This window comes from Roseomonas sp. GC11 (genome assembly GCF_024437745.1).
GTDB lineage: Bacteria > Pseudomonadota > Alphaproteobacteria > Acetobacterales > Acetobacteraceae > Pseudoroseomonas.
In genome coordinates this window covers 34264-46884 of the sequence record NZ_JANFNY010000010.1, presented here as the reverse complement: position 1 = coordinate 46884, position 12621 = coordinate 34264, and the positions used below count along the sequence as shown (strand labels likewise).

At 65.3% G+C, this 12621-nt stretch carries 10 protein-coding genes; all 10 read right to left on the bottom strand.

Annotated features, from left to right (window positions below):
- Positions 1-12 precede the first annotated feature (12 nt).
- Positions 13-696: a TetR/AcrR family transcriptional regulator gene (locus NON00_RS04950; RefSeq protein WP_256017983.1), complete on the bottom strand. Its 684-nt coding sequence runs from the start codon at positions 694-696 to the stop codon at positions 13-15.
- Positions 697-698: 2 nt separating this feature from the next.
- Positions 699-1850, bottom strand: a complete 1152-nt coding sequence (locus NON00_RS04945; protein WP_256017981.1) for an FAD-dependent monooxygenase — start codon at positions 1848-1850, stop codon at positions 699-701.
- Positions 1851-1914: 64 nt separating this feature from the next.
- A complete protein-coding gene (locus NON00_RS04940; RefSeq protein ID WP_256017979.1) occupies positions 1915-5415 on the bottom strand; it encodes a molybdopterin cofactor-binding domain-containing protein in 3501 nt (1166 codons plus the stop codon).
- Positions 5412-5885: a (2Fe-2S)-binding protein gene (locus NON00_RS04935; RefSeq protein WP_256017977.1), complete on the bottom strand. Its 474-nt coding sequence runs from the start codon at positions 5883-5885 to the stop codon at positions 5412-5414. The genes NON00_RS04940 and NON00_RS04935 overlap by 4 nt, the downstream gene beginning before the upstream one ends.
- A complete protein-coding gene (locus NON00_RS04930) occupies positions 5885-6586 on the bottom strand; it encodes an ABC transporter ATP-binding protein (RefSeq protein ID WP_256017975.1) in 702 nt (233 codons plus the stop codon). Before NON00_RS04930 ends, NON00_RS04935 begins: the two co-directional genes overlap by 1 nt.
- Position 6587: 1 nt before the next feature.
- Positions 6588-7346, bottom strand: a complete 759-nt coding sequence (locus NON00_RS04925) for an ABC transporter ATP-binding protein (protein ID WP_256017973.1) — start codon at positions 7344-7346, stop codon at positions 6588-6590.
- Positions 7343-9184 (bottom strand): ABC transporter permease, encoded by a 1842-nt coding sequence (locus NON00_RS04920; RefSeq protein ID WP_256017971.1) that lies wholly within the window; start codon positions 9182-9184, stop codon positions 7343-7345. The genes NON00_RS04925 and NON00_RS04920 overlap by 4 nt, the downstream gene beginning before the upstream one ends.
- Positions 9185-9203: 19 nt before the next feature.
- A complete protein-coding gene (locus NON00_RS04915; protein ID WP_370688670.1) occupies positions 9204-10412 on the bottom strand; it encodes an ABC transporter substrate-binding protein in 1209 nt (402 codons plus the stop codon).
- Between the two features lie 43 nt (positions 10413-10455).
- A complete protein-coding gene (locus tag NON00_RS04910) occupies positions 10456-11508 on the bottom strand; it encodes a 2,5-dihydroxypyridine 5,6-dioxygenase (RefSeq protein ID WP_256017969.1) in 1053 nt (350 codons plus the stop codon).
- Between the two features lie 155 nt (positions 11509-11663).
- Positions 11664-12557: a LysR family transcriptional regulator gene (locus NON00_RS04905; protein ID WP_256017968.1), complete on the bottom strand. Its 894-nt coding sequence runs from the start codon at positions 12555-12557 to the stop codon at positions 11664-11666.
- Between the last annotated feature and the right edge of the window lie 64 nt (positions 12558-12621).

The window sequence follows — 12621 nt, the reverse complement described above, 5'->3', positions numbered from 1 at the left end:
CAGCGGCGGCGCTCAGGGCGTGGAGGGGGCGGTCAGGCCGGCCACCAGGAAATCGGTCAGGCGGCGGACCACCTCCTCCGTATCGTCGGAATTGTAGAGCCCACCAGATAGATCGGCGAGGCGATCGAAGCCAGAGAGCATGTAGAGATAGGTGCCGACGGCGAAAGTCATGCGCCAATGCGCATCGGCCGCATCCAGCCCCGGCACAAGCTGACGCAGGGCCGCGATGTAATTGCGCGTGGCGTGGTCATAAACCTCGCGCCGCAGGCGCAGGGCCAGTTCATCCGGCTCATGGTGCAGCCGCGCCTGCATGCGCACAAAGGCGAGGCTGCCCGCCCCGCCCTGGCGCAGCGCGAATTGCGGAGCCAGATAGGCACTGACCAGCTCGCGCACCGTGGGCGGCTCTGCACGCTGCAACAGGGCATCAAGAAGTTCCTGCCTGCGGCGGGAAACTTCCAGGCCACGCCGCTTGAACAGCGTTTCGAACAGCGCCTGCTTGCTGCCGAAATAGTAGATGATGAGGGCCTGCGTCACATCCGCCCGCGCCGCGATCTCGCGCAGCGAAGCCGCGACATAACCATGTTCGGCGAAGACCGCCTCCGCCACGGCCAGGATATTCTCCTGGGTCGGCACGCCATCGGGGTCGGCCGGGCGGCGGCCATTGCGGCGGCGGGCCGGAGTGGCGGAGACGGACATGCTCAGGCCGCCACCCGCGCTGGCTCGACCAGCTTCACATTGAAGACGTCATAGCCGAAGACCCAGGCGGGATCCTCGTCGGTGCGCAGCCAGGTGTTATCATGGGAGACCTTCTGCACGCGCGAGGCACGCTCGATGCGATTGGCGCGGTAGAGGGCGAAGGCCGTCTCGTAGTCGTCGCCACCGACAAGGCGGAAGCAACGGGCCAGCATGGCGGCATCCTCGATCGCCATGGCCGCACCCTGCGCCATATGCGGCTTCATCGGGTGGCAGGCATCGCCCAGCATCACCATGCGGCCACGGCTCCACAGCGGCAGCGGGTCACGCTCCAGCAGCGGCCATTTGGTGATGTCGTCACAAGCATCGATCAGCGACTGCACCATCGGGTGATAACCCGCGAAGGCCTCGCGCATCTCCTCCTGGCTGCTCTGTACCCAGGCCTTGCTCATATCCCATTCCGCCTGCGGCACGCCGGTGACATAGTAATATTCATCGCGCTGCTCGGTGACATAATAGACCATCATGTGGCGATCCTCGGACCACCACTTCACGCACTGATCGAAGTCGAAGCCATATTTCGCCAGGGCCGAGGCCGGAAAGACGGCACGATGCGCGACATAGCCGGTGTAGCGCGGTGCCTCAACCCCCAGCATGTGTTCGCGGATCACGGAGTTCACGCCATCGGCCCCGATGACGATTTCCGCCTCCGCGCTGGTTCCATCGGCAAAAGCGAGATGCACGACGGAACCGCGATCCTCGATGGCAACCAGGCGCTTGTCATAGCGGATGGCACCTGCTGGCGCGGCCTCCACCATCAAGCGGTGGAAGTCACCGCGGTGCACGGTGAGATAGGCAGCCCCATAAGTGCGGCGGGCATAGTCGCCCAGCGGAATCTGCGCCAGCACCGCGGCATCATCCCAATTGCGGCTGTACCAGTAGTCCGGATGCGAGCCCATGCTCTCCATCGCTTCCTCCAGGCCGAGGCGACGCATGATCTTCATCACATTGGGGCCGACATGGATGCCGGCACCAAGGCGTGTAAAGGCCGGTGCCTGCTCATACAGCGTAGCCTCGAAGCCTTCCTGGCGCAGCAGCAAAGCGGCGGCGATGCCGCCCAGGCCGGCCCCGACAATGGCGATACGCGGCTTGCTCATGCTCGGATCTCCTGCTGACCTTCCGGTCATTGAAATGCTCGTTCTGTTGAACCCAAAATGTTCTTCAGGACGCACGCCGAAGCCGGGCGATGGCCTGCGGCAGGCCATCCCAGGCGGGGCGGGCGGGGGCAAAGTGGCCGCGCAGGAAGACCGCCAGACTCTCGATCTGACGCTCGCTCAGACTGTCGCGGAAGCCGGGCATCTCGCCATGGCCGGGCAATCCTGGCCGCACGCCTTCGAGAATGACGCGCAGCAGATTGTCCGGGCGGTCGCTGTGCAGGCTGGTGGTGAGGCCAAGCGCAACCTCTGGGCCTTCCTGCATGCCACCGCCATGGCAGGCGCCACAGGCGGCCTGAAACAGCCGTGCACCAGGGTTCAACCCTGGCGGCGGCGATGTGAGGGCTGGAATATTCTGCGCCTGCAAAGGAACGTCACGGGGTGGCGGATTCAGCGTGGCCAGATAATGCGCCATGGCACGGATATCGGAATCCGGCAGGCTCTGGAGTTCCTCCACCACCGGGGCCATCGGCCCCATTGCCACGCCATGCCGCGGTGAATGCCCGTGTCGGAGATAGGCATAGAAATCTTCTTCCGTCCACGGCAAGGGCGCGCATGACAGGGCGTTCAGCGCCGGCGCCTCCCAGCCTTCCACCATGGCACCGGAGAAGCGTGCGCTCCCCCCCTTCTCTGCCCCCAGCGCATTGCGCGGCGTGTGGCAGGCGCCGCAATGGCCCAGGGCATTGACGAGGTAGGATCCACGATTCCACAGACCAGAACGTGCCGGATCAGGCGCCTCCGGACCTGCGCGATGGAAGAGCAGTTTCCACCCCGCGAGCAGAGGCCGCAGGTTGAAGGGGAAAGACAATTGCGTCTCTGGCACCGTGGTGTGCAATGGCGCCTGCGCCATCAGAAAGGCGTAGAGCGCCAGAAGATCCTCATCCGTCATCCGCGTATAGGCGGTATAGGGAAAAGCCGGATAGAGGTGCCGCCCATCGCGCGCGATACCGTGGCGCATGGCACGCTCAAAGGCAGCGAAGGAATAGCTGCCGATGCCGGTCTCCATATCGGGCGTCAGATTCGTGGTCCAGATCGTGCCAAAGGGAGTTTCCAGAGCACGACCACCGGCATAGGGCGCGCCACCCTGCGCCGTGTGACAGACGGCACAATCTCCCGCCGCCGCCAGCAGGCGCCCACGCTCGATCTGCGTCGGGGAGAACACATCCGGCGCGGGGGGCCGCGCTGGCGGCATGGCTGAGGCCAAGCCCAGCGCTGTCATGACTCCCCCGGTCAACGCGCCTAATCCTGCAAACCAACGACGCCGGCTTTTGCGTGTTTCCTTCTGCTGCAAAGGCTGCAGGCCAGCGCGAATGACTTCCGGCGTGAAAGGCACGCTACGAAATCGGACACCTGTGGCATCAAAAATGGCATTGGCGATGGCCGCAGCACTCGGGACAGAGGCGGATTCACCAGCACCCAGCGGAGGTTCATCCGGGCGTGGCATCAACAGCACCTCGACCGCCGGGACCTCGCGGAAATCGAGAATGGGATACCCCCCCCATTCGCGCGGTGCGGGCAGCCCTTCCTCGAAGGTGACGCGTTCCTTCAGCACGCGGCTGGTAGACTGGAGGACATTACCATGCACCTGGTGGCGCACGCCCTCCGGGTTGATCATCAAGCCCGCATCATGACCCGTGACAATGCGCGTGGCGGTCACAACCCCAGTGCGCCGGTTGACCTCAACCTCCGCCACCCAGGCTGCCCAGGCCGCGCCATACCCAGGAAATTTGCTGTGCACATAAAGCGCGTAAGCGAAACCCTGGCCGCGCAGGATATCACCCTCAGCCTGCATACGCGGGCCTGTACGCTTCTGCCATCCGGCACGCTCGGCCACCGCGCGCACCAGCTCTGCGGCACGCGGTTCCTTCAGGTAGCGCAGGCGATACTCAACCGGATCGACCCCCGCCTCCGTCGCCAGTTCATCGATATAGGATTCATGGGCAAAAGTGCTGGGTAGCGCAGAAACGCCCCGCATCCAGGAAGCACGCACGATCGGCGGCATATCTTCGACCGCAATGCGCAGTGCCGGGTAGTCATAGGGCGGGATAGCGGTACGGTCGCCCATCTGCAGCACGGCCGGTTGCGCCGGCAGCATACCTGTCAGCAGCAAGGCCAGCAGCGGTGCATCATTCGAGGGGTAGCGCGAGACAAAATCATAGGCAGCCACGTCACCATCGGCATTGAGTCCGCCATCGATATCGATGAGTTGTGCGGCGCCCTTGGGTTCCCATTGGTGTTCCTGCTCGCGGGTCAGCTGTACGCGCACCGGGCGACGGACAGCCCGCGAGAGCAAGGCGGCATCACCACAGACATCATCGGCACAGTTGCGGCCATAGCAACCGGCCGCCTCCATGCGGGTGATGGCAATCATGGCTTCCGGCATATTCATCAGCTGCGCCAGGGCAGCACGCAGCATGTGCGGATTCTGTGTGCCAGACCAGAGTTGCAATCGGCCTTCAGACCAATCGGCCACCGCGCAGGAAGGACCGATGGAACCATGCAGGTGATAAGGCCACGAATAGCTGCGCGTCAGTCGCTTCGCTGCTCCCGCCAGCGCGGCATCAACATCGCCTGTTTCTTTCAGGAGGCGGCGGGTGGAAGGATTGAGGCGCAGCGCCTGCTCGACATCCTCCAACCCGGCAGGAGCGGTGAAAGCCTTCCAGGAAACACGCAACTCCCGCGCGGCGCGCGCTGCTTCCTCCTCCCGCTCGGCAACGACGCCGATGAAATCGCCGATAACAACAATATCAACGAGGCCTGTGATATGCGCAACGGAATCACGATCGACTGCCAGAAGGCATTTCCCGATAAAAGCGCCAGCATCAAGGCCTGCATAGGGCGGGCGCACAACGCGGCCATGCAGCATGCCGGGTACGCGCATGTCGTGCACAAAGGTCAGGCCACCGGTCGCCTTGGCTGGAATATCGACACGCGGCACGGGCTGGCCAACGATCCGGTACGCAGAGACGGACTTCAGCGGCGCATCCGGCATGAAGGGCAGGAATTCACGTCTTCCGCGCAGCAAGTCTGCATAGGTACAAGAGCGTGCGTGATCCTCGGCATCGTAGACAACGCCGTCCACCACGGCGAGCGCTGTGGTGCCCAGCCGTTCGGCAGCAAGACCCAGCAGCGCCTGCCGCGCCTGGGCCGCCGCCTGGCGCAGTGGAATGGCGGCAATCTGGATGGTTTCGCTGGCAATGGTCGGACCCTGGTCAGGTGCGCGCTCCGTATCGCCGAGCACCATATGGACAGCGGCGAAGGAAACATCCATTTCTTCCGCGACGATCTGCGCCAGCGCCGTACGGATTCCTGTGCCGAGATCAACATGACCATTATAGGCAGAAACACTGCCATCATCGAAGACCACGACAAAAATATCGCGTGTGTCCTGATGGTTATCTCCGGGAGCCGTGCCAGGAATCGGCGGGCGTTCGCGCAGGATGGCCAGCAGGCCCTCCTGCTCCAGCACTGCCCTACGTGATAAGGCAAGAGCAGCACGTGATGTCATACCATCCCCTCCGCCGCGGCACGGCGAGCCGCCGCCAGAATCTCCAGATGGGTGCCACAACGGCAAAGATTATGCGCCAGGGCAGAACGGATCTGTGCCTCATCCGGATGCGGATTACGTGACAGCAGGGAGACAATCGTCATGATCATCCCATTCAGGCAATAGCCGCATTGAGCCGCCTGCTCTGCGATAAAGGCCGCCTGCACCGGATGAGGCGCCGCGATCGTGCCGAGCCCTTCCAGTGTCGTCACCTGCCGCCCCGCCGCGCGCGACAAGGGCAGCACGCAGGACCGCACCGCACGCCCATCGAGCAGCACGGAGCAGGCTCCGCATTCGCCCAGTCCACAGCCATATTTAGGGCCGTTCAGCGCAAGGTCATTGCGCAGAACCATCAGCAGTGGCGTATCAGGATCGAGCGCAAGCTCATGCCGAACGCCATTCACCACGACGGTCACGGGCGGCCGCGGCATCATACCGCCAGATACTGGCTGCGGGCAGTTTCATCGGCCCGCAATGCCGCGATACTGCCGGACCAGACGACACGGCCCTTTTCAACCACCGTTGCGCTATCAGCGACGCGACCCGCGAAGTGCAGGTTCTGCTCGGCCAGCAGGATGGTCAACCCTTCCCGCTTCAACGCCAGGATAGCATGCGCCATCTGCTCGACGATCACCGGCGCCAGCCCCTCGCTCGGTTCATCAAGCAGCACGAGGCGTGGATTGCCCATCAGTGTGCGCGCGATGGTGAGCATCTGCTGCTCTCCGCCACTCATGCGCCCTCCTGGCCGGTGACGCATGAGGCCAAGATTGGGGAACAACTCGAACAGCCGTTCCGGCGTCCAGGGGCGCATACCATCGCGTGGCGTTTGGCGCCCAACCTCGAGATTTTCCATCACCGTTAGATCGGCAAAGATCCGCCGTTCCTCGGGCACGTAGCCAAGGCCACGACGGGCAATGCGATGAGGCTCCTGGCCGGCGATGGGCTGTCCTTCAAAAAGAATCGCGCCACTGCTCGGCCGCACCATGCCGATGATGGACTTCATCGTCGTGCTCTTGCCGGCACCATTGCGGCCGAGCAGCACCATCACTTCACCACGCCCAATGCTCAGTGCCATATCCTGAAGGATATGGGCGCGACCGTAATGCGTGTTCAGACCTTCGACCGAGAGCATGTCAATGACCTCCGCTCGTCGCGCCGCTACCAAGATAGACCTCCCGTACCGCCGGATTGGCACGGATGGAGGCCCCATTGCCCTCAGCCATGAGCTGCCCACGGTTGAGCACCAGGATGCGGTCCGAGACATCAAAAACGACATCCATGTCGTGCTCAGTGAAGAGGACGGCCATGCCACGTTCTGTCGCCAGGCGGCGGGTGAGTTGCATGAGGGCGACGCGCTCGGCGGGTGCCATGCCGGCGGTCGGCTCATCCATCAGCAGCAGCCGGGGCCCGTTGCCAAGAGCAATGGCAAGTTCCAGGCGCTTCAGATCACCATAGGCCAGTACGCTGGTTGCACGGTCAGCCTGCGCGGCGAGGCCGACCTGATCGAGCAGCGCATCAGCCTTATCCGCGTGACGGCCGGCAACGGGGCGCCAGAACTGCCAGATCTCACGCCGGTGGGCGAGCAGCGCCATCTGGACATTCTCGCGTACCGTCATCGAGCCGAAAGTGGCGGTGATCTGGAAGGTTCGGCCAACACCACGATGGGCGATGGCGCGCGGCGAAAGCCCTGTGATCGGCCTGCCTTCCAATAGCACTGTGCCCGCATCCGGCGGAAGCTGACCACCAACCATGTTGAAGCAGGTGGATTTTCCGGCACCATTCGGGCCGATCAGTGCCAGCATTTCGCCCGGCGCGACATGGAAAGACACATCGGAAACCGCGCGCACGCCACCAAAGGATTTGCGCAGCCCCTGCACCACCAGCGTGCTCATGCCTCGCGCCCCCGGAGCCAGAGACGACGTACCGCACCAGCGATGCCCTCCGGAAAGGCGATGACCAGCACGACGATCACCGCGCCCAGCACCAGGCGCCACAGATCGGTCGAGCGGACAAGAAGATCGGCAAGGCCGGTATAGATCAGCGCGCCGACAATCGGCCCTGCCATGGTCTGCAAACCACCGAGCAGCACCATCAGCAGCGCCTCGACCGAATGGGCGATGCTGATATAGGTCGGGAACACGCCACCCTTGGCGTAGGAGAAGAGCGCACCGCCCAGACCACAGGACGCGCCAGCGATGACCAGCGCCACCATGCGCAGCCTCGGCACATCAAGACCGATGGACTGGGCACGCGGCGAGGAATCCCGTGCTGCCCGCAGCGCATAGCCATAGGGCGCGTAAAGGACACGGCGAAGAAGCAGCGCCACACCGGCCGCGAGCCCCAGGGCGAGCCAGTAATAGACACGCGGGCTACGGGCCCATTCCGGCGGCCAGACACCAAGCAGGCCATTATCACCCGCCGTCACCTCGACCCACTGGAAGGAAATGGCCCAGGTGATCTGCGCGAAGGCCAGGGTGAGCATGGACAGATAGACACCGGAAAGCCGTACCACGAACCAGCCGAACAGCGCGGCGAAGAGGCCACCCGCCAGCGGCGCGGCCAGCAGGCCAAACGGCATGGGAGTGCCCAGCCAGTGCAGCAGCAGGCCTGCCGCATAAGCACCGATGCCGAACCATGCGGCATGCCCGAAGCTTGCCATGCCACCCGGCCCCATCATGAAATGCAGGCTGACAGCGAAAAGAATCGCGACACAGGCATCGGTCAGCACGGAGAGCGCATAGTCGCCTGCCAGGAAAGGCGCGGCCGCCGCCAGGAGAAGAACGGCCAGGCCCAGCAGGCGCAATTCACGCGGCGCGGCACGCACCACGGGGGCAGGCAAGGCAGCCTCGCGCGCCTCGGCCTGCGGCCGGCCGAGCAGACCATTCGGGCGGAAGACCAGCACCACGGCCATCACCAGGAAGACCAGCACCAGCGTGATCTTGGGCAGCAGCATGATACCGAAAGCCTGCAGCACACCAATCAGCAGGCTGGCAACGAAGGCCCCCGTCAGGCTGCCAAGGCCACCAACCACGACAACCACGAAGGCATCGGTGATCACCGAGAGGTCGATGCCCAGATTGGCCGAGGAATTCGGCAGAGACAGCGCGCCGCCCAGCCCCGCCAGCCCGGCGCCAAGCGCGAAGACGGAGGTGAAGAGCAGGCGCTGGTCAACACCCAGCGCCGCGACCATGCCACGATCCAGCGTGGCGGCACGCACCAGCGTCCCCCAGCGCGTGCGGTGCAGGGCAAGCCAGAGCAGCCCGAGCACCAGCGGCCCGATGCCGATCAGGATGAGGTCGTAGAGCGGCAGGCGGCTACCGGCGATCTCGACGAAGCCACGCAGCCAGCGCGGACGCGGCAGGGGCAGTTCCACCGCGCCCCAGAGCCAGAGCGTGACATCCTGCAGCACCAGAACCACGCCGAAGGTGGCAAGCAGCTGGAACAATTCCGGTGCGCGATAGACACGCCGCAGCACGGTGATTTCCAGCACCACGCCGATCGCCGCCGTTGCCAGAGCCGCAGCCAGCACACCCAGGACAAACCATTCCGGGTCGCGCGGCAGGCGGGTGAGGATGCTCCAGCCAATATAGGCGCCGAGCATCATCAGGCTGCCATGCGAGAAGTTCACGATCCGCGTGACGCCGAAGATGATCGTCAGGCCGGAGGCGATGAGGAAGAGGGACGAGGCTCCGGCGAGCCCCGTCAGCAACTGCGGGATCACGATCTCCATGGCTGGGGCGCGGCCTGGATCAGCTCGCGCTGGCCGGGCGCAGGCTGCGCACCACCGCTTCCTCCGGCAGCAGGGCCTCGCCGGGGATGTAGCGCCAGTCCTGCATCACGCCCGCATTGCCCTTCAGCGCCGTGCGGCCGACGAAGACGCCGAGCGTCCCCTGCTGGTCGAGTGCGCGGTAGCTGGCGGGGCCAACCGGCGTGTCGAAGGTGACGCCGCGGAAGCCCTCGACCATCGCCTCCGTCTCCACCGAACGCGCGCGCGCGATGCCAGCGGCGATGGAGCGGATCAGAGAATAGCCCACGAGGGAGCCACACATCGGCTTGGCATTGAAGCGGGCGCGATAGGCGGCGGCATAGGCCTTGTGCGCCGGCAGGGCGATATCCTCGCCCGGATAGCCGGTGACGATCCAGCCCTCCGGCGCCTCGTCGCCCAGCGGGTCAAGATATTCGGGTTCGCCGGTGAGCAGGGAAGCGACGGCGCGCTTCTCGAACAGGCCGCGCGTATTGCCCTGGCGGACGAAATTCGTCAGGTCCGGGCCGAAGAGGACGTTGAAGATGGCATCCGGCTTCAGCTGTTCCAGCGCCTGCACCGTGGCGCCGGCGTCGACGCGCCCGAGCGCGGGCCATTGCTCGCCGACGAACTGCACATCCGGCCGGCGCGCGGTCAGAAGCTGGCGGAACCACTTCACCGCCGACTGGCCGAATTCATAGTTGGGCGCCACCGTGACCCAGCGCTTCGCCGGCAGCTTCGCCGCTTCCTCCGCCAGGATGGCGGCCTGCATATAGGTGCTGGGGCGCAGGCGGAAGGTGTAGCGGTTGCCCTTCTCCCACACCATCGCATCAGTCAGCGGCTCGCCGCCAACATAGAGCTTCCTGTTCTGCGCGGCATATTCTCCGAGCGCCAGGCCGACATTCGAGAGATAGGCCCCGGCCAGAACATCCACCTTCTGGTCGTTCACCAGCTCACCGGCGAGGCGGACGGCATCCTGCGGGCGGCCGGCATCGTCGCGGGTGATCAGTTCCAGCGGGCGGCCAAGCACGCCACCTTCGGCATTGAGCTGCTCCACCGCCAGTTGCATGGCATTGCGGTAGGGCAGGGTGAAGGCCGGGTTGCTGGTGTAGCTGTTGATCTCGCCAATGCGGATCGGGCTGCTGCCGGACTGGGCGTGCAGCAGGCGCGGCATCGCGAGCAGGCCAGACGCGCCGAGGACAAGGCGCCGTGTCATAGGCATGGGGCTACTCCGGGACAGAGGTTGCGATGCCGCGCCGTCACGCGGCGGCGGCGGGCAGGTCGGCCACGACCTTGCCATCCAGCGTCACCGCCTCGCCATCGAGGCGCACGGTGCAGTGGCGCAGCGGGATGTCGATATGGCAGGGCGTGTTGCGCGTGCCGCCAGCTTCCGTGTTGGGGCCGAGCGAGAACAGGAAATTGCCGGCGAAGGCACGCGCATCCATGCCGATCGTCTGCTCCCGGTCATAGAGGGAGAGCACGGACCAGCGGGCGCGGTCCTGCAACCCCCAGCCGATATGCGAGATGGCATAGGCTTCCGGGTCGCCGAAGGAATCGATGTAGTCCTTCAGAAGATCGGCATCCAGGCCGCCCTCGATGGCGGTGACATAGCCATCCTTCACCGTCATCACGATCCTGTCCTGCACATAGGATTTCTGGGGCAGCAGGATATCGCCGCGGTCGATGACGATGGTGCCGTTCGACTGGCCCTCATTCGGCCAGGTTGCGAGGAAGCCGCTCGGCCAATGGTCCCAGCGGCCCGGCCCGTCGACGAAGCCATATTCCTCCAGCAGTGGATATTGCCCGAGGGCACAGCGCAAATCCGTGCCGGCGGCGGAGGTGACATGCATCTCCCGCGCGGCCTTCAGCTTCAGCCCGGCGGCCTTGACGCGCGCCTTGTCGGCCGGCGTGGGCACCAGCCGGGCCAGCACCTCGGGCGGCTCCACGGCCAGCAGCATGCGGGTGCCAGACTCCAGGATCTCGCCCTGCTCGGGGGAGAAGAGCAGCAGCATCAGGTCCAGCACGAGGTCGCTCGCCTTCAGCGCCGCCATGCCAGCGGGGTTGCCGGTGAGCGGCGTGTCGCCCACGAAGGCCAGGGCATCGCGGCTCAGCGAGGCCTCGCCATTCACCGGCGGCAGGTCCAGGCGGTTGACGATGGCGCCCATGCCGCGCGCCGCGATCATCGCGGTGGACAGCGTCTGCGGATGGGTGGAGGGGCCGGTGAGGACGGTGACCACCTCCCCCGGCTTCAGTTCAGAGAGGGTAAGGACCTGCTTCCAGGCCGCGATCATATCCGCGTCGCTGATGGGCATCGGCTGCGCTCCCGCTGAAACTAACTGAGCGTACAGTTATTCAAAGCCGGCGCAGAAGCAGGAGAATGGCTGTTTTTTAGCTTTTGCTTATATCATCCCACAAATATCGATCAAAAAAAGTGCAATCTTCGCATATATGCACAAAAAATATGCTATCAGCTAGCAGCCATCCGCCGCTCCAGCAGATCGAGCAGCGCCCGCGTCGCGGGGGCAGGGCTGCTGCCGCGCCGCAGCACCAGCCCCGTCGCCCGCTCGATGCGCGGCGCCTCCAGCGGGCGCGCCACCAGCACCGGGTGCGGGCTGCGCGGCAGGGCCAGGCGCGGCACCACCGCCACCCCCAGCCCCGCCTCCGCCAGGCCCAGGCTGGTCGAGAGGTGCTCCGCCTCGTAATGCCAATTGGGCCGGATGCCCTGCGGCAGCAGCGCCCGGTCGAGGATCAGCCGGTTGCCGGAGCGGCGCGAGACGCCCACCAGCTTCTCCCCCTCCAGATCCGCCCAGCGCAGCCGCCGCCGCCGCGCCAGCGGGTGATCATGCCGGCAGGCCAGCACGAAGGGGTCGCGCCGCAGCGGCTTGAACTCCACATCCGGGTGCATCGCCCCTTCCATGCCGATGCCGAATTCCGCGCCGCCGCTCGCCACCATGTCGATCACCCCATCGGCGGAGAGGTCCATCACCCGCACGCGCACGGCCGGAAAGCGCCGGGCGAAATCGGCGATGGTCACGGGCAGGAAGTAGTAGGCGGCGGTCGGGATGCAGGCGAGAGTGATGAGCCCGCGCCGCCGCGCCGCCGTCTCACGGATGCCCAGCAGGCTTTCCTCCAGCTCGTCCAGCAGCCGCCGCGCGCGCGGCAGGAATTCCCGCCCCGTCTGCGTCAGCGCCACGCGCCGCGTGGTGCGGGTGATCAGGGTGATGCCGAGTTCTTCCTCCAGCGCGCTCAGCCGGCGCGACACGGCGGGCAGCGAGAGATGCATCAGCTCCGAGGCGCGCGTCAGGCTGGAGGCCTCGGCCACGGCGACGAAGGTGCGGATCTGGTCGAGGTCGATGGCCATGCCGGGGGCCTTTCTTGCTTGTGTTGCAAGTATTCTACCATTCTTTGCACTTCTTTCCGCATCC

What these genes read in the sequence shown, in the direction of transcription:
- NON00_RS04950 (WP_256017983.1), bottom strand. Translation starts at nt 696, where the DNA reads ATGTCCGTCTCCGCCACTCCGGCCCGCCGCCGCAATGGCCGCCGCCCG.
- NON00_RS04945 (WP_256017981.1), bottom strand. Translation starts at nt 1,850, where the DNA reads ATGAGCAAGCCGCGTATCGCCATTGTCGGGGCCGGCCTGGGCGGCATC.
- NON00_RS04940 (WP_256017979.1), bottom strand. Translation starts at nt 5,415, where the DNA reads ATGACATCACGTGCTGCTCTTGCCTTATCACGTAGGGCAGTGCTGGAG.
- NON00_RS04935 (WP_256017977.1), bottom strand. Translation starts at nt 5,885, where the DNA reads ATGCCGCGGCCGCCCGTGACCGTCGTGGTGAATGGCGTTCGGCATGAG.
- NON00_RS04930 (WP_256017975.1), bottom strand. Translation starts at nt 6,586, where the DNA reads ATGCTCTCGGTCGAAGGTCTGAACACGCATTACGGTCGCGCCCATATC.
- NON00_RS04925 (WP_256017973.1), bottom strand. Translation starts at nt 7,346, where the DNA reads ATGAGCACGCTGGTGGTGCAGGGGCTGCGCAAATCCTTTGGTGGCGTG.
- NON00_RS04920 (WP_256017971.1), bottom strand. Translation starts at nt 9,184, where the DNA reads ATGGAGATCGTGATCCCGCAGTTGCTGACGGGGCTCGCCGGAGCCTCG.
- NON00_RS04915 (WP_370688670.1), bottom strand. Translation starts at nt 10,412, where the DNA reads ATGACACGGCGCCTTGTCCTCGGCGCGTCTGGCCTGCTCGCGATGCCG.
- NON00_RS04910 (WP_256017969.1), bottom strand. Translation starts at nt 11,508, where the DNA reads ATGCCCATCAGCGACGCGGATATGATCGCGGCCTGGAAGCAGGTCCTT.
- NON00_RS04905 (WP_256017968.1), bottom strand. Translation starts at nt 12,557, where the DNA reads ATGGCCATCGACCTCGACCAGATCCGCACCTTCGTCGCCGTGGCCGAG.